Below are 16,011 nucleotides of genomic sequence, written 5' to 3'. Positions count from 1 at the left end.
TTTAAGAAATCGAGAGTTTCTGAACAAAGTTATGCCTAATGCGTACGGCTTAACGAGCCGCCATCGGAGTCGCCAGAATCGAAGAGGGAACATGACGAGCGCACGCGGTTTTTATCAGGTCTCGCGCTTTATCACCAAGAGCGACCGCGGATGGAATTCCCCGCGCGCGGTTTTGGCGTCGGTCGCCGGAGCAATTGCGCTTCTGACGATCGCCCCGGGTGCGGCTCGTGCCGATGTCCCCCTGACAGGCTCGTTCGTGGCGACAGAAGCCTGCCCTGCATTCCAATCGTTCCGGAAATCGACCAACCCGGGCGACGTGAAAATCGAGCCGAACCAGACCTACCAACTCATCGCCAAGAACAAGCCGGACGCCACCCATTATCGCATCATCATCAACGGCGCCGAACCTGAGGAGCGTTGGGTCAGCGGCTCGTGCGGGCACATCGCAACCGGCCCAGGCGAGACGCAAGCGCCCTCCCAATCCTCCCCATCGCCGTCGGTAGGCACCGGACCCGATGCCGGATCGGCCAAGCGCGCGACGCATGTTCTGGCGATGGGCTGGGAGCCGACATTCTGCGAGCAGCACAGCGATAAAACCGAGTGTCGTGAACTCAGCACCTCGAGCTATGCGGCCACGCATCTGAGCCTGCATGGACTCTGGCCGCAGCCGCGGGGCACGCAATATTGCAATGTCCCAGCGGCAATCAGAGAAACCGACGACAACCACGATTGGAACGATCTGCCGGAACCGGAATTGAGCCCGGATACGCTGAAACATCTTTCCGAGGCGATGCCGGGTGTGCAGTCGAAACTCGAACGCCATGAATGGATCGTACACGGCACCTGCTTCGGAACCAGCGCCGACGTCTATTTCACCCGCGCCGCCGACCTCGCCGATGCCGTGAATGCGTCGAAGGTTTCGCAGGTTTTCGCGGACAACGTCGGCAAGTTCCTTTCCGCCGATGCAATCCGCGCGGCCTTCGACGCCTCCTTCGGCGCAGGCGCCGGGGCACGCGTCACGATTTCCTGCCACGGCCGCGGAGACAGCCGGAAAATTACCGAACTCGTCATCAACCTCGCCGGAAACGTCAAAGGAAGCGACGCGCTCAGCGACTTGATCAAGGCCGCGCCTGCTGTGCCGGCAAGCTGTCCTGGTGGCCTGGTCGAAGCCACCGCGCACTGACGCGAGCGCTACGGCTGCGGGCCGCAACGGCACGGAGGCAAAATGGCGCTTATGCCGGATTTGCCTCGCCAGCCGTCGGCCAGACGTTTATGCAATGTCTCCCGATTTTTTGTTCTCGAACGTCGGCGCGCGAGTACGGCTGACTGGAAATTTCAATTGCAATATCAAGCACATAGATTTTGCGTGGCCCCGATGATGGATTGGACAGACCGGCATTGCCGCGTCTTCCATCGCCGTCTCACCAAGCGCGCGCTGCTCTATACCGAAATGGTCACCGCCGATGCGGTCATCCACGGCGACCGGGAGCGGCTACTCGGTTTCTCGAATGAGGAACACCCGCTCGCCCTGCAGCTCGGCGGCTCCGATCCTGCCAAGCTCGCCGTCGCCGCGCGCATCGGAGCGGAGCTCGGTTATGATGAAATCAATCTCAACGTCGGCTGCCCATCCGATCGCGTCCAGGAAGGCCGTTTCGGCGCCTGCCTGATGGCTGAGCCGCAACTCGTTGCCGCTTGTGTCGCGGCGATGCGCGACAGCCAGCCTGTTCCGGTAACGGTCAAGTGCCGCATCGGTATCGACGACCAGGATTCGGAGAGCGACCTGACGCGCTTCATCGAGACCGTCGCCGAAAGCGGTTGCCGGACCTTTATCGTGCATGCGCGCAAGGCCTGGCTCAAAGGGCTGTCACCCAAGGAAAACCGCGAGGTCCCGCCGCTCGATTATCAGCGCGTCTATCGCCTTAAAGACCGTCGCCCCGACCTTACGATCATCCTCAACGGCGGCATCGAAACCATCGAGGATGCGCAAACGCATCTGCAACATCTCGACGGCGTTATGCTTGGCCGCGCTGCCTATCAGAACCCTTATCTTCTCGCTTGCGTCGACAGCGTGATCTTCGGCGAACCGTCGGATCCGACGACGCGCGGCGACGCATTGGCCGCGATGCTGCCCTATGTCGGCGCCCATCTCGCCAAGGGTGGACGCCTGTCAAACATCACGCGCCATGTCCTCGGCCTCTATCACGGACAGCCGCGCGGCCGCGCATTTCGCCGTCACTTAAGCGAACGTGCGACAGATGCCTCCGCGACCGCCAATGTCCTGAGCGAGGCGATCGCGCTCGCCCAGTACGGCGGCGAGCGGCAGGACCGCTCGGACGCAGCCTGAGCCGATTGCATGCCGATCTCCGATATTTCGACACAATATCTGATCGAATTGCTGTTCTTGCTTGCGGGCGCCGGTGTCGTCGCGGGGTTCTTGTCGGGATTGCTCGGCATCGGCGGCGGCGGCGTCCTTGTTCCCGTTCTTTATGAAGTCTTCGGCGCTGCGGGTGTTTCCGAAGACATTCGCATGCACGTCACCCTCGGCACGACGCTCGGCGTCATCGCGCCGACGGTATTCCGTTCCTTCTCCGCCTTTCGCGCCCGCGGCACGGTCGATATCGACATCGTCAAGCGCATGGGACCTTGGATTTTCTTTGGGGTGGGCGCCGGCATCATCATCGCCTATTACGCCAGCAGCGAAGTCCTGCGCTGGATTTGGGTGTTCTTCGGCACCGCGCTCGCATTGAAAATGTTCCTCGGCCGCGACGATTGGCGGATCTCCGACCACTTGCCCGGCCCGCCCTGGCTCGAAATCGCTGCGTTCCTGATCGGCCTGATATCGACGTTGATGGGCATCGGCGGAGCAACCTTCACCGTTCCCCTTTTTACCCTCCACGGCATGCCGCTGTTGAGAGCGGTCGGCACGGCGACGGGCATCGGCGCAGTTATCGCCGTTCCCGGCATCGCGGGCTACATTATTTCCGGATGGGGCGAACATGGATTGCCGCCGCTATCGCTGGGCTACGTCAACCTGGGCGCGCTGCTTATCGCGCCGCTCGCTGTTCTGGCCGCGCCTTATGGCGTAAAGCTCGCGCACGGCATTTCGAAGCGCACGCTGGAACTCGCCTTCGCCGTCTTCATCACGACCGTGGTCGCGCGCTTCCTATGGACGTTGCTACACTAGGCGCCAATCAAACAGCGATCTTCTGATTGTATTCGCCCACTTCCGGGAAGCGCGACAGCTGCTGGTCGATGTCCTTGAAAATCGCCTTCATGTTGGCTTCCGAAGTCGGGCTCTCGACCACGACGACGAGCTCGGGCTTGTTCGATGAGGCGCGGACGAGCCCCCACGTGCCGTCTTCCAGCATCACCCGCACGCCGTTGACCGTGATGAGATCGCGGATTGCCTGACCCGCGACGTGGCCGCCGGTCTCTTTCTGCTTCTTGTAGTGCTCGGTGATGCGATCGACGACGCCGTATTTCTTTTCATCGTCGCAATGCGGCGACATCGTCGGCGAGCCATAGGTTTTGGGCAGCGCATCGCGCAGGTCTGCAACCGACTTGCCGGGGCTGCGGTCGAGCATGTCGCAAACCGCAATTGCCGAGACGAGGCCGTCGTCATAGCCGCGCCCGAGCGGCTCGTTGAAGAAGAAGTGCCCCGACTTCTCGAAGCCGACGAGTGTCTTGTGCTCGAAGTTGTAGCGCTTGATGTAGCTGTGCCCCGTCTTCCAGTAGCTCGTGGTCGCGCCGTTGGCGATCAGCACCGGATCGGTCGTGAAGAGGCCGGTCGATTTCACGTCGACGACGAACTTCGCCTTCTTGTGAATGGCCGAGATATCGCGCGCCAGCATCACGCCGACCTTATCCGCGAAAATCTCATGACCGTCGTTGGCAACCACGCCGCAGCGATCACCGTCGCCGTCGAACGCCAAACCGACGTCCGCGCCCGTCTCCAGCACCTTCGCCGAAACCGCGTGAAGCATTTTCATGTCTTCAGGATTCGGATTGTGGTTGGGGAACGTGTAGTCGAGATCGGTATTGAGAGGGATCACTTCGCAGCCGATGGCCTCCAGCACCTGCTGCGCGAACGCGCCGGCCGTACCATTGCCGCACGCAGCAACCACCTTCAGGCGGCGCTTCAGTTTCGGGCGATTGGTGAGTGCCTTGATGTAGCGCTCGGCAAGATCGGGCACGAAAATATATCGGCCGCCCGTCTTGGTCTCGAACTCACCGTTGAGAACGATCCCTTTCAATTCCGACATGTCGTCGGGTCCGAACGTCAGCGGTCGCGACAATCCCATCTTGATGCCGGTCCAGCCGTTGTCGTTATGGCTTGCCGTCACCATTGCCACGCCTTCGACATCGAGTTCGAACTGCGCGAAGTAGGCCATCGGCGAAAGCGCCAGCCCGATGTCATGCACCTCGCAGCCGCCCGCGAGCAGCCCGGTCATCAGCGCCTGTTTCACGGCAGCGGAATAGGAGCGGTAGTCATGGCCAACGACGATGCGCTTGGGCACGCCGCGCCGCGCGAACAGCGTCGCCATTCCAAGCCCGACGGCGTTCAGACCCATCAGGTTGATCTCTTGCGGGAATAGCCAGCGTGCGTCGTATTCGCGGAAGCCGGTCGGCTTGACGAGCGGAAAGCGCTCGAAGTCGGCGGTGTTGGGCTTCAGGTCAGCGCGCGGCTTTGGCAGCATGAGGTTCTCCTCGGGCGTATTCGTTCGCGGGTTCTCGACGCGCCAACGCAGCGCGCGGTTCCGACGCGCCGCTCTATCAGCAATGTTCTGGGCGGAAAAGTGGAATAGTTTATTCCTGCAGGACAAGTGTATCGCCGCGCATCTCGACACGCGACAGCCGGCCCAGGAACGACATGCCGAGCAGGCTCCGCGCCGAGACGCCCCGTTCGGACACGGCGGCCGGAACGTTTCTGACCATGATATCGCCGATCCTGATGCGTGCAATCGTGACGGGGGCCACGCGCGCAGCGCCGTTCGCCGTTTGCACCATTTGCGTGAAATCGGACGGTTTCACGAATATCCCGACGCGTTCGGCATCCTCATAGCTCAACGCGACGAGGGAAGCGCCGGTGTCGACCATGACGTCGATGTCGCGACCGTTGATCTCGGCCCCTGTCTGAAAGTGGCCATATTTCCCTGCCGGCAACGTGACAGTGCCGTTGGGGTTCGCTGGCGCAGGTGAGGCATCGGTCGTGGACAACTCAGCGCTGTTCAGTTCAGCTTTGCTGGCCGTTGTCGTGGCCAAACGGGCGCGATCCAGAAACCCCGCCACGACGCCCGGATGGGTGAGCGTATAGGCAAGCCCCGCAGCCCCCAAAGCGGCGAGCGCGAATGATGCGAACAGACTGACGGTAGCCGACGACATTCCGGTTCCTCTCGAAAGCGCCGTCAGGCACCCCTGGGCCAACGGCTATTGCCGCAGCGTCGCAAAGTTGCCTGCCAGTTCATAAGAAGTCAGACGCCTTAAAAAACTTGTACCGAGGAGGTTCTCGTGCAGGGTTCCTGTGCGGGCGACCATGCCCTCGACGTCGTCCATGACGAGCGGGCCGATGCGCACCGACTTTAGTCGGACAGGGGCCATATAGCTTGTGCCGTTCGCGGTCCTGAGCGGCGTATCGTAGGTCAGGCTGCCGACGTCGATCCCGGCTTTTTCCGCATCGGACTGTTTGAGCACGACAGTGGCGGATCCACTATCGACGCGGACGGTCATGGCCGCGCCGTTGATCTCCGAGTTCGCCGAGAACCCGCCTTCGTCGCTGCGGCGAAGCCGAACCGACGCCGAGGCATCGCGCATGACCGGCAAAGCCTCATCCGCCGGCTTCGCGAAGGCAACAAATTGCGAGAGCGCGAAAGATGCATTCTTGTTGAAAGCACCGGTGACAAGAATGACGCCGGACACGCAAGCGGCGATGGTCGGCCACAACGCCAGGCGGCGTTCGCCACGGTGGCTCAGAAGCGTCGCGAGATAGAGCGCAAGCAGAATACCGATGACTGACGCGGCGACCGGCAGGTTCGGAACGGCATCCAAGTTCATACCGCCGAACAGCGTAGCGCCGACGACGCCGGCAAGTCCGATGATGATGATGAAAAGCAGAAAAAGCATCGCTCGACCTTTGACGGCATGCGCCTTTAACGCGCGTCTCCCGCAGCCCGATAACGTGTGTCGCCGTTGTAGGCTTCCGCCGTACGCATCCGAGGCTGGCGCGGAGGCCTCGCAGGCGCGACAGGACCGCGGTGCCGCTCCTGACCCAGCGGCTGAAGAGGCGACAGCGGCCGTAGCACACGCTGCGGCGGCAATGTCACCGTCACCTCGGTTCCCTTACGAAGTTCTGAGTGCAAATCGAACGTGCCGCCGTGCAGATGGATGAGGTTCTGCACGATCGGCAATCCGAGGCCGGTGCCGCCTTCGGCCGTCTCGTGCGCCAGCGAACCCTGACCGAAGGCTTGCAGCACGCGCGGGATCTCGTCCTTTGGGATGCCGGGCCCGGTGTCAGACACGGTCAGAAACTGTCCGCCGTCCTCGGTGTGTCCGACGATGAGCGTGATGCGGCCGCCCTTCGGGGTGAATTTCAGGGCGTTTGAAAGTAGATTGAGGCAGATCTGCCGCAACGCCCGCGGGTCGGCCCACACCTGCGGCAGGTCCGCCGCGAAATCCTCGACAATCGTCAGCGCCTTGGAATCAGCCTTGATCTTGACAAGCCGCTGACAATCCTCGGCGACATCGGTCAGCCGGATCGTTTCCTCGTTGAGATCGTAGCGCCCCGCTTCGATCCGCGACAGATCGAGAATTTCATTGATGATGCACAGCAGGTGGTCGCCGCTTTGATAGATGTTGTGGGCATAATCGCGGTAGACGTCGCTGCCGATCGGGCCGAGCAGTTCCTTTTCCAAAACTTCCGAAAAACCCATGATGGCATTGAGCGGGGTGCGAAGCTCGTGGCTCATCGTGGCGAGAAAGCGCGATTTGGCTTTGTTCGCCGCCTCGGCGCGCCGCCGCGCTTCATTGGAAATCGCGGTGGCTTCTTCAAGCTCTGAAATCAGGCTATCCTTTTCAGCGCGGAATTCGACCATCGCGAGCGCCGTCGAGTGCAGCCCGCGCGCCAAGTAGACGAAAAAGACGTGGATGCCGATCGCCATCGACGCCAGCGCGAAATAGAAGGGGTTGCCGACAAGGAAAAGCCGTACCGCAACCGCAGCCGTCATCGGCACGGTTCCCGCGAGAAACAAACTCGGCAGCGTCGAAGCGAACGTCATGCGGATGGCGAGCACCACCATCAGCGTCGCGAAAATGAAGACATGCGAGGAAAACGTCGCCGGCATTTCACCGAGATGATTGCCGTGCAGCGACATTCCGATCAACGCGAAGGCCGCAAGCGCGAACCCGTTGACGAGTTCAATTCGGAAGAAGTGGCGACGCCACTGCCCGACGTTCACTTCGGTGCGCGGAATGGAGAGCAGCCGCCGGCATTGATCGAGCATGTAGACGCGCGAAATCGAAACCAGCGCAATCCACGTCGTGGCCTCGGTGAATGACGCCCAGAACATCGACGTGATGTAGAAGATGAAGCACAAGGCCGGCATCGCGAACGGCGCGCTCGTTTCGTTGCGCGCGAACATCGTCAGCAGCTCGTATTCGAATTCCGGTTTATTGACGGTGCCGTGCAGCAGCTTCTCGCGGAAGGACTTCAATCCTTCCCGAGGCCAGGCCGGTCGAGCAGTATTCGAACTGTCTGCAGAGGCCGTGTCGCCGCTGTCCGCGTTGTCGTCCATCCCGCGAGCCGTTATCCCATACTGCATTCGCGCGAGCTCTTCCCGGGCGCAGCTCGTAAGGTGGCGTCAATTCGTTAAAGCAAGCCTTAAAGTCACCCGACCTTGGTATAAAAAATCGTAGATGCAACCGAAAAAATTTCGCGCAAAATATCGGTATTCTGGGCCATCGCGGCGCGCGAAATTGGCCTCTCACGTTAAGCTTGTTTTGATAATCGTATCGGTTTTCGCATTAATTTTTCTCGGTCGCCATCACGGCCAACGGTTCCGCACCGCGAGCGCCGGGGACCCGTTCCCGCCCTCGATAACCGGCCGCGCCGATCCGATCGACGGCGACAGCCTATGGGTCGGCGACGACGAGGTCCGGCTCAAGGGCATCGATGCCCCGGAATGGAAGCAGGACTGCCGGCGTGACGGACTGAGCTGGCGTTGCGGTATGGCCGCCCGCGAGACACTCGTGGGCTTGATCGGTTCAAACGATGTCACTTGCGCCATCAGCGAACGCGACGTCTATGGCCGGATGCTCGGCCGCTGCACGGCGGGTGACCGCAACCTCAACGCCGAAATGGTCGCCTCGGGTATGGCCGTGGCATACGGCAGCTATTGGAACGAGCAGGGCAAGGCGCGCGCCGCACGCAAAGGGCTCTGGTCCGGAGAATTCGAAGAGCCTCGGGCCTGGCGTGCGCAGCGGGCCTCAGAGGACGAAAGGTGACAAATGTATCTCATTGAGACCCACGCCGCGCCGAGCCCAAGGCGTGTCAATATCTTCCTGGCCGAGAAAGGCATCATCGTGCCGCGCCAGGAACTAGACATGATGACAGTCGATCTAACGAGCGGCGAGTTCGCCAAGCTCAATCCCTGGCATCGCGTGCCGGTGCTCGTCCTCGACGATGGCCGGACCATCTCCGAGACGGTCGCCATTTGCCGATATTTCGAGGAGATCGCACCGGAGCCGCCGCTCTTCGGTATCGGCGCCGTCGGCAAGGCCGAGGTCGAAATGTGGAACAGACGCGTCGAACTCGGCTTGTCCAGCGCCGTCTTCACCGTCTTCCGCCATTTGAATCCGAAGATGTCTCATCTCGAAGTGCCGCAGATTGCGGAATGGGGAGAAGCCAATAAGGAAAAAGTTGCGCGCGAACTCGGGCGGCTCGACACCCGACTTGGCGATAGCCGCTTCATCGCCGGTGACGATTATTCGATCGCGGATATCACCGCTCTCGTGGCCATCGACTTCATGCGGCCCGCGCGCTTGGGCCGTCCTGAGGCCTTCGCAAATGTCATGCGTTGGCATGCCGATGTGTCCGCACGGCCGAGCGCCAAGGCATGAATGAGCCCGTCAACCACGGCATCAGCGCACAGCATTTGAAAAAAAATACCAATAAATTCGTTGACACTCGAAATTCATAGAATAACAATCTCAAAAATCCCGCAAACGGGTAAAATATTTATTTCCATTCCGGAGGACAACGCCGATGCTCGACGAAATGGACGTCAAAATCCTGCGAATTCTTCAGCAGGATTGCACGCGCCCGGTTGCCGATATCGGCAAGGAAGTCGGACTTTCGACCACCCCGTGCTGGCGTCGTGTCCAGAAGCTCGAGGAATCAGGCGTGATCCAACGTCGCGTCGCCATCCTCGACGCTCATCAAGTCAACGCCGGCGTGATGGTGTTCGTTTCGATCAAGACCGACAAGCACTCGCTCAACTGGCTCGAAAAATTTCATGCAGCCGTCGCGGAATTCCCGGAGGTCGTGGAATTCTACCGCATGTCGGGCGAGATCGATTATCTGCTTCGCGTCGCCGTACCGGATATCGCTGCCTACGACGCCTTTTATAAAAAGCTGATCTCGCGCGTCGATATCGCCAAGGTCTCATCCGCGTTCGCGATGGAGCAGATCAAGTACACAACCGCTCTGCCGCTGCAGTTTGCATTGACCGATCGCGCCGGTAAGTCCGATCGCGTCGAAGCCTGAGGGCGTTTCACTTATTCGGATGTCTTCGGTTTGAAGCGTGCGATGAGGCTCGAGGTATCCCACCGGTTTCCGCCGAGTGCCTGCACGTCGCCGTAGAAGCGATCGACCAGCTTGGCCACGGTCAGGTCTGCACCGTTCGACTGCGCTTCATCGAAACAAATCGCCAGATCCTTGCGCATCCAGTCGACGGCGAAGCCGAAATCGAATTCGCGCGCGTGCATCGTCTTCCAGCGGTTGTCCATCTGCCACGACTGCGCGGCGCCTTTAGAGATCGTCTCGATCAGTGCCGCAACATCGAGACCCGCGCATTCGGCGAAATGGATGGATTCCGCCAGGCATTGCAGCAGGCCCGCGATCGCGATCTGGTTGCACATCTTGGCAAGCTGACCCGAACCCGAGGGGCCAAGAAGGCGAACCGAGCGCGCGTAGCTTTTCATTAGCGGCGCCGCAGTTTCGAACGCGTGGCTGTCGCCGCCTGCCATGACGGTCAGCACGCCGTTGACCGCTCCTGCTTGCCCGCCCGAAACCGGACAGTCGAGGAACTTGCAGCCTTTCTCATCCGCCGCCGCCGAAAGCTCCCGCGCGACTTTGGCCGATGCCGTCGTGTGATCGACGAAGATCGCGCCCGGCTGCATGGACTGAAACGCACCCTTTGCCCCAGCAGTGACACTGCGCAAATCGTCGTCGTTGCCGACGCAGGCGAACACCATGTCCGCGCCTCGCGCTGCCTCAGTTGGCGTCGCCGCGAGCGATCCGCCGAATTCCTTCTGCCACGTCTCGGCCTTGGCGGCAGTGCGGTTATAGACGACGACGTCGTGACCGCCGCGCACCTTCAAATGGCCTGCCATGGGGTACCCCATGACGCCCAAGCCCAACCAAGCCACCTTTGCCATCGTGCTACTTCCCATTCGCTCGCTTTGGGCCGTTCGTCAGCCGATGCGGCAGATCGCAAAAAGAAACGCCGGGATCAACAAGGATCGTCCCGGCGAATTGTCCGGCAGGGCGCTGTTGAAGCGGAGGTCAGTACCGGCCGTTACGCGGCGGCGGGCCGCCGGGCCCGGAACCGCGAACGGGCTGGCCGCTTGCCGTGCAGATCACGCCATCGCTGCGGTCGTTATGGCAATCGACGTGTTTGTCGGCGGCGAGACGCCACTGCGAGAATTCCGGTCCGAAGCGATCTGCGACCTTGCTGCTCCAGCCCTCGATTGCGGCTTCGCGCGCATCGTGCTGGCGGACCTCGAAGGGAAGGCCGTCATCGGGCGCGGCAGCCTGCACCTCGATGCGCGGCAATCTGGCGTCGAAGTCGCCGGCCGGGGGCCCGCCCACACCGCGCGGCGGAGGTGATGCAGAAGGCGGCTCGCCGCCACCCGTGCGCGCGGGCGAATAAACGTCTTCAGATGGCGAATAGGAGCCGGCGCGAGGCGTGTAAGCTGAAGGAGGCGGCGCGTAGCTGCCACCGGATGATGTTGTCGCGCGCGCATTGCCGCCGCGATAGGCGTCCGAACCGTCATCCTGAGAACCCGCCGCAGCCCCCGGAGAGGCCGGCGCGCCCGCGGCGGCACCTTGATGCATCGGCGTATAGTTGTCCGGCGGCGGGTCGGTTGGCTGCTGGCCCGTGTTGTTGAAACCCCTATAAGGCGTGTATTCGAATTGCTGGGCCTGGGATGGACCTGCCGCCGCGGCGAGCAGAGCCATCGCGGCGAAAATCGTGCTGAACGATAGGCGGTTCATTCCCGTTCCCCGAGGCCGCAAATCACTGGAGAAGCTTCTTGCTTCGCAAGCCGTTAGAAGCAAAGACCTGAGCCGGCCGCGGTTGGCCGCGGGACGAGCCCCGGACACCGAACCGTCGAGCGACAGCCTTAGGAAATGCCCCCTTCGAACCCTGCCGGAAGATAATGACAAAATTGGCGACACGAGATTCCCAACCACTTGCAGTAACTTACGGAGACGTCCTGCGCGCGGCCGAGGCCATTCGCGGCGCCGTCGTCCCGACGCGCTTTGAACCAAGCCGAACACTCAGCACACTTCTGAACGCCGAAGTCTGGCTGAAGTTCGAGAACTTGCAGTTCACCGCTTCCTACAAGGAGCGGGGGGCCCTGAACAAGCTGCTTTCGCTGTCGGAAGCCGAACGGCAGAACGGTGTGATCGCCATGTCCGCCGGAAATCACGCACAAGGGGTAGCTTATCATGCCCACCGTCTGGGCATTCCGGCCACAATCGTCATGCCGGCATCGACCCCGACAATAAAAGTGGAGAACACGCGCGGCCACGGCGCCGAGGTCATTCTCGAAGGCCAAACGCTGGAAGAGTCCTACGCCTTTGCGGTGGCCTACGGTGCCGAGCGCGGCATGACGTTCGTCCATCCGTTCAACGATCCCGAGGTCATCGCCGGGCAGGGGACCGTGGCGGTCGAAATGCTGGCCGCCGCCCCGGATTTGGAAGTCCTCATCGTTCCCATCGGCGGCGGTGGCCTGATTTCGGGCATGGCGATCGCCGCGAAAGCCATCAACCCGAAGATCAAAGTCATCGGTGTCGAGGCACAGCTGTATCCCTCCATGCTTAACGCGGTGAAGAAGTCCTCGCTTCCGGTCGGCGGCGATACGCTCGCCGAAGGCATCGCGGTCAAGACGCCGGGCAGCCTCACGCAGGAAATCATCGAAGCACTCGTCGACGATATTCTGCTCGTCTCGGAATCCGATCTCGAACGCGCCGTCTCGCTGCTGATCACGATCGAGAAGACTGTCGTCGAAGGTGCTGGTGCGGCCGGACTGGCAGCGCTGATCGGAGCCAACCGGCTCTACAAGGGCCGCAAGATTGGCCTCGTCCTATGCGGCGGCAACATCGACACGCGGCTGCTGGCCAGCGTCCTGACGCGCGAACTGGCGCGCGATGGACGATTATCTCGCCTCGCCATCGACCTGCCCGATCGCCCCGGTCAGCTGGCGAAGGTTTCCGGTGTGATCGGCAATTGCGGCGCCAACGTCGTCGAGGTCTACCATCAACGTGTGTTCACCGACGTCCCTGCCAAGGGAACCGAACTGCATCTCGTCATCGAAACGCGCGATCGCGCCCATCTCGATCAGGTCGTCTCCGGCCTGAAGGAAGCCGGCTACGTCGTCATGGTGAAAAGTTCGACCGGCGCCGGCGCACCCTGACGGCGGACGAAAAAAGGGCCCCGGTTGTGATCGGGGCCCTGAAGGGTCGAAGTCGTTGGATCGGGGGAGTGGAAGTCAATGCACGAGGGGAAAGAAGCAACTGAGCTATCTGGAATTGAACACCTTGGAGAACGGGAATTTCGGACCCGAGGGATCGTGAAGTGCATCGAACGCAAGAGTGCCGACCAGAAGTGTGCCGGTCGCCAAGAAGCAGATCAGCATGCCGGCGCGCGTTAAGCGATCGGCAATGACATTCTGTTGACGGGCTGCCTTGAGATCCATTCGACAAACCTGGGTTCAATCGATTGAAGTAAGCTTCTTGTAACCGACTTTTTCAGAACGGTCGATTTTGAAGTCTTGCGATAACTAACGCCTAAGCGGTCGAATTAACGAACCATTTATACCTGTGAAAAAACCGTTAAATCTCTCTCCAATTCGATACAGATCGGAGCGCAACGGCCGCGCGGCGCCACGATCGTGCCGCCGGTCGAGCCTAGGGATGCGATTCAGTTCTACAGGGCAGGCGCGAGACAGCACGTGCGGTTGAAATTTCGAATGGCTTTCGCCTGCCTGTTTTCGGGAGCGCTGGCATTTGCGTGCGCAGCGCTTTCCGTATCTGCTGGCTTGGCCGACGCGCAATCTTCATCTCAGGGCAAGTCCGCTGTGCCGCTGCGTCCAGACGATCCGCGCGCCGCACGAGCCTACGGCGTTCTCGACACCTATTGCGCACGCTGCCACCAGACGGGCCGGCTCGAACGTTCGATGGCGTCGGGCGGCCTCGCCGACATCCTCGACATCGATGCCCTCGCGCGCGATCCTGTCTTGGTCAAACCGGGCTTTCCCGATGCGTCGCGTCTCTACGATGTGCTGGAGGCACGTCACGCTCCGCTCGACGTGTTTTCCGCCGCCGATGCGGTTCAACCGCAGCCCGATGACATCCTGGCCGTTCGCCGCTGGATCAAGGAGCTTCCCGCTGAGGTTCAGTCGTGCCCGTCACGCCAGCCGATCCGGCCCGCTGATATTGACCACCTGATGCGCGACGCCCAACGCCTCGAACGCGATCAAGCCGGTGACGTGCGCTTCATCTCGCTCGCGCACCTCTACAACACATGCGCGACTCCGGCGGAAATGACGGCTTACGCCGCCGCGCTCAATAAGCTGATGAACAGCCTGTCTTCCGCGCCCGACCCGGTGAAGCTCACGCCACTCGATGCGGCCGGAACGGTGATGTCGTTCCGGCTTTCCGATTTTGGCTGGAACGCCGCCCGCTGGGCGAAGATCGAGAATGCCTATCCGCCGGCGCTCGTTCACGCTGTGGCCCCTGACGTTCTCAAGACGGCCGGAACCAAGGCCGTCATCGTCAACGGGGACTGGCTGGCCGCCGCCGCCGGTGAAGCGCCGCTGTATTACGATTTGCTCGGCATTCCACCGAAACTGGCGGATCTCGCCAAGGCGAGCGGATCAGGCATCGACGCCGACATACGCGCCGGCTCGGTCCGCCGAATTGCCGTCCGCGATAGCGCCGTCACGCGCGGCAACCGGCTGATCGAACGCCATCCCGGCGATCCGCGCGGTCTTTGGCTGGTCTACGACTTCGCGACCAGTGCCGGTACGCAGAACATTTTCGATCATCCGCTTGGGCCGAAATCTGCAACCAACGCTGCCGCGCCATTCAAGCCTGACGAGATCCGCGTGCTCTTTGCACTTCCGAACGGCTTCTATAGCTTCGCGCTTTACGATGCCGCCGGCAATCGCATCGACCGCGTATTGCCCGGCCTCGAAAAGCCTTACGCAGGTGATGAAGCCGACGCCGTCGAGCCGACGACGACGGCAGGCAGCAGGTGTTTTGCCTGCCATACCGAAGCTCTGGTCAAAGCCAAGGATGATTTCAGGTCGGCTGGTCCGGTCGATATCTCGTCGGCGCCGATGCCCGCCGATCGCCGCATTGCCCTGCCGCTCTTCGGCACCGATAGCGAGAATGCCTTGCTGATGTCGGGCGCCACCGAACACTATCGCGCCGCTGCCAAAGCCGTCGGCGTCGATCTTGGGCTGAGGATCGGCGGGGAGGAATTGGTGTCGGGCCTCGCGCGCCGTTATCGCGAAGGCGCCGATTTCGAGATCGCGCTAGGCGAGACCGGACTCGAACGCAAGGAATTTCTGAGCGACCTCGCCGACGCTAAAGGACCCGCCGCTCCGCTCGCCCGACGTCTGCTGCACGGTGTGCTATCGCGCACGCAGCTCGAACAGCTTTTCTCCCTTCTGAAAGGAATAGACGCCCCGAAGCAGACGGCATCCGCAGGCTTCCTTCGCGATGTCAAATCGGACATCGGCCTCAGCATGTGGCTTGATAAGCCTCGCCCCGTTCCCGGCGATCTCGTTGCGATCAAGGCCGAAGCCGACAACGATTGCTATCTAACGGTCATCAGCGTCGACGCGGCCGGTGTAGCGACGGTTCTCTTTCCAAGCGATTTCCAGACTGACAATCGGCTGACGGCGGGTGTCCCGGTCAGCATCCCGCCGACCGATGCGCATTTCCAACTTCGCTACAAAGCCGAGGGCAGCGAGACGATCCTGGGGCGTTGTTCGACTCGCGCCGCACCTCCCGTGGGCATCGAGCACGACTTCGAACATCAGCGCTTCACGGTCCTCGGCAATTGGGAGAACTTCATCCAGGATACCCTCGTGACCGACTGGGAAATGCGTACGAACCCCGAAAAGGCCGAACGCGCCCGCATCGCCCGCTCTGGCGCCATCGAACGGCGTAGAGCCCGCGGCGAGCGCATAGATCCGCCGCCACCCGACGTGCCCAGCGAACGAGCGTTGCGCGACGGCCGCGCCGTTCTGATTCTCGGCCCACGCTGAGATTGCGGATTAACCGCGACCAAGGCCCGAAATCCGGCCGCCTTCATCAAACTGTCGCAAGCGATAGATGCCGAAACGCATCGCTCCCCCTGCCAATCGCCGACCTCTACTCGCCTTCGGAAGAGAATCCGGCAACCCTGAAGAGCGTTTGGGTTCGGAAAGGCTTTACAGAGGGAGCCGAGGTACCTAAATGCACCCCTTCAACATCGTATCTCGAGCCGACATTGCTCGGCTGCC

The 16,011-nt window shown here is 61.5% G+C and carries 15 protein-coding genes; 8 read left to right on the top strand and 7 right to left on the bottom strand.

Translation table 11 applies throughout. The annotated features are described in order from the left end of the window. Window positions 1–91: 91 nt before the first annotated feature. The 3 genes from QM780_RS06040 to QM780_RS06030 all read left to right on the top strand — a co-directional run bounded on the left by QM780_RS06040 (window position 92) and on the right by QM780_RS06030 (window position 3,184). Entirely contained in the window at window positions 92–1,183 is a 1,092-nt protein-coding gene (locus tag QM780_RS06040; protein WP_415069581.1) for a ribonuclease T2 family protein, read from the top strand. A gap of 156 nt (window positions 1,184–1,339) precedes the next feature. Next, a complete protein-coding gene (gene dusA / locus QM780_RS06035; protein ID WP_415069580.1) occupies window positions 1,340–2,344 on the top strand; it encodes a tRNA dihydrouridine(20/20a) synthase DusA in 1,005 nt (334 codons plus the stop codon). Window positions 2,345–2,353: 9 nt separating this feature from the next. Continuing rightward, complete coding sequence (locus QM780_RS06030) at window positions 2,354–3,184, top strand: sulfite exporter TauE/SafE family protein (RefSeq protein ID WP_415069579.1); 831 nt, start codon at window positions 2,354–2,356, stop codon at window positions 3,182–3,184. A 7-nt stretch (window positions 3,185–3,191) separates the two neighbouring features. Here the strand turns inward: QM780_RS06030 and QM780_RS06025 are convergent, their stop codons facing one another. The 4 genes from QM780_RS06025 to QM780_RS06010 all read right to left on the bottom strand — a co-directional run bounded on the left by QM780_RS06025 (window position 3,192) and on the right by QM780_RS06010 (window position 7,787). Further along, a complete protein-coding gene (locus QM780_RS06025; protein WP_415069578.1) occupies window positions 3,192–4,697 on the bottom strand; it encodes a phosphomannomutase/phosphoglucomutase in 1,506 nt (501 codons plus the stop codon). A 109-nt stretch (window positions 4,698–4,806) separates the two neighbouring features. Further along, complete coding sequence (locus QM780_RS06020) at window positions 4,807–5,382, bottom strand: TIGR02281 family clan AA aspartic protease (protein ID WP_415069577.1); 576 nt, start codon at window positions 5,380–5,382, stop codon at window positions 4,807–4,809. Between the two features lie 45 nt (window positions 5,383–5,427). Continuing rightward, the gene (locus tag QM780_RS06015; protein WP_415069576.1) at window positions 5,428–6,120 is read right to left on the bottom strand and encodes a TIGR02281 family clan AA aspartic protease; all 693 of its coding nucleotides are present in this window, start codon (window positions 6,118–6,120) and stop codon (window positions 5,428–5,430) included. Between the two features lie 26 nt (window positions 6,121–6,146). Next, window positions 6,147–7,787 carry a sensor histidine kinase gene (locus QM780_RS06010; RefSeq protein ID WP_415069575.1) on the bottom strand — a complete coding sequence of 547 codons (1,641 nt, stop codon included), beginning with the start codon at window positions 7,785–7,787 and terminating at the stop codon, window positions 6,147–6,149. Window positions 7,788–7,968: 181 nt separating this feature from the next. Between QM780_RS06010 and QM780_RS06005 the strand changes: the two genes are divergently transcribed. The 3 genes from QM780_RS06005 to QM780_RS05995 all read left to right on the top strand — a co-directional run bounded on the left by QM780_RS06005 (window position 7,969) and on the right by QM780_RS05995 (window position 9,757). After that, entirely contained in the window at window positions 7,969–8,496 is a 528-nt protein-coding gene (locus tag QM780_RS06005; protein ID WP_415069574.1) for a thermonuclease family protein, read from the top strand. A 3-nt stretch (window positions 8,497–8,499) separates the two neighbouring features. Beyond that, window positions 8,500–9,111 carry a glutathione S-transferase family protein gene (locus QM780_RS06000; RefSeq protein ID WP_415069573.1) on the top strand — a complete coding sequence of 204 codons (612 nt, stop codon included), beginning with the start codon at window positions 8,500–8,502 and terminating at the stop codon, window positions 9,109–9,111. A 145-nt stretch (window positions 9,112–9,256) separates the two neighbouring features. Beyond that, window positions 9,257–9,757: an Lrp/AsnC family transcriptional regulator gene (locus QM780_RS05995; protein WP_415069572.1), complete on the top strand. Its 501-nt coding sequence runs from the start codon at window positions 9,257–9,259 to the stop codon at window positions 9,755–9,757. An 11-nt stretch (window positions 9,758–9,768) separates the two neighbouring features. On the opposite strand, the gene QM780_RS05990 is transcribed toward QM780_RS05995, so the two are convergent. Together QM780_RS05990 and QM780_RS05985 are read right to left on the bottom strand one after the other, a co-directional pair. Then, window positions 9,769–10,665 carry an NAD(P)-dependent oxidoreductase gene (locus QM780_RS05990; protein ID WP_415069571.1) on the bottom strand — a complete coding sequence of 299 codons (897 nt, stop codon included), beginning with the start codon at window positions 10,663–10,665 and terminating at the stop codon, window positions 9,769–9,771. 112 nt (window positions 10,666–10,777) lie between these two features. After that, a complete protein-coding gene (locus tag QM780_RS05985) occupies window positions 10,778–11,488 on the bottom strand; it encodes a hypothetical protein (RefSeq protein ID WP_415069570.1) in 711 nt (236 codons plus the stop codon). 164 nt (window positions 11,489–11,652) lie between these two features. Here QM780_RS05985 and QM780_RS05980 point away from each other — a divergent pair, with 164 nt between their 5' ends. Beyond that, window positions 11,653–12,912: a threonine ammonia-lyase gene (locus tag QM780_RS05980; protein ID WP_415069569.1), complete on the top strand. Its 1,260-nt coding sequence runs from the start codon at window positions 11,653–11,655 to the stop codon at window positions 12,910–12,912. A gap of 105 nt (window positions 12,913–13,017) precedes the next feature. Here the strand turns inward: QM780_RS05980 and QM780_RS05975 are convergent, their stop codons facing one another. Next, window positions 13,018–13,194: a hypothetical protein gene (locus QM780_RS05975; RefSeq protein WP_415069568.1), complete on the bottom strand. Its 177-nt coding sequence runs from the start codon at window positions 13,192–13,194 to the stop codon at window positions 13,018–13,020. A gap of 273 nt (window positions 13,195–13,467) precedes the next feature. Here QM780_RS05975 and QM780_RS05970 point away from each other — a divergent pair, with 273 nt between their 5' ends. Then, a complete protein-coding gene (locus QM780_RS05970; protein ID WP_415069567.1) occupies window positions 13,468–15,774 on the top strand; it encodes a DUF4384 domain-containing protein in 2,307 nt (768 codons plus the stop codon). Window positions 15,775–16,011 lie beyond the last annotated feature (237 nt).

Origin of the sequence: Hyphomicrobium sp. (assembly GCF_047600905.1) — a bacterium.
In the GTDB taxonomy this organism is placed as follows: domain Bacteria; phylum Pseudomonadota; class Alphaproteobacteria; order Rhizobiales; family Hyphomicrobiaceae; genus Hyphomicrobium_B.
The sequence above is the reverse complement of the archived record's forward strand: the minus strand, read 5'-3'. Positions and strand labels throughout refer to the sequence as shown.

Coding starts and splice junctions, on each gene's coding strand:
- QM780_RS06040 (WP_415069581.1), top strand. CDS start 92: ATGACGAGCGCACGCGGTTTTTATCAGGTCTCGCGCTTTATCACCAAG.
- QM780_RS06030 (WP_415069579.1), top strand. CDS start 2,354: ATGCCGATCTCCGATATTTCGACACAATATCTGATCGAATTGCTGTTC.
- QM780_RS06025 (WP_415069578.1), bottom strand. CDS start 4,697: ATGCTGCCAAAGCCGCGCGCTGACCTGAAGCCCAACACCGCCGACTTC.
- QM780_RS06020 (WP_415069577.1), bottom strand. CDS start 5,382: ATGTCGTCGGCTACCGTCAGTCTGTTCGCATCATTCGCGCTCGCCGCT.
- QM780_RS06015 (WP_415069576.1), bottom strand. CDS start 6,120: ATGCTTTTTCTGCTTTTCATCATCATCATCGGACTTGCCGGCGTCGTC.
- QM780_RS06010 (WP_415069575.1), bottom strand. CDS start 7,787: ATGGACGACAACGCGGACAGCGGCGACACGGCCTCTGCAGACAGTTCG.
- QM780_RS06000 (WP_415069573.1), top strand. CDS start 8,500: ATGTATCTCATTGAGACCCACGCCGCGCCGAGCCCAAGGCGTGTCAAT.
- QM780_RS05995 (WP_415069572.1), top strand. CDS start 9,257: ATGCTCGACGAAATGGACGTCAAAATCCTGCGAATTCTTCAGCAGGAT.
- QM780_RS05990 (WP_415069571.1), bottom strand. CDS start 10,665: ATGGGAAGTAGCACGATGGCAAAGGTGGCTTGGTTGGGCTTGGGCGTC.
- QM780_RS05985 (WP_415069570.1), bottom strand. CDS start 11,488: ATGAACCGCCTATCGTTCAGCACGATTTTCGCCGCGATGGCTCTGCTC.
- QM780_RS05980 (WP_415069569.1), top strand. CDS start 11,653: ATGACAAAATTGGCGACACGAGATTCCCAACCACTTGCAGTAACTTAC.
- QM780_RS05975 (WP_415069568.1), bottom strand. CDS start 13,194: ATGGATCTCAAGGCAGCCCGTCAACAGAATGTCATTGCCGATCGCTTA.
- QM780_RS05970 (WP_415069567.1), top strand. CDS start 13,468: ATGGCTTTCGCCTGCCTGTTTTCGGGAGCGCTGGCATTTGCGTGCGCA.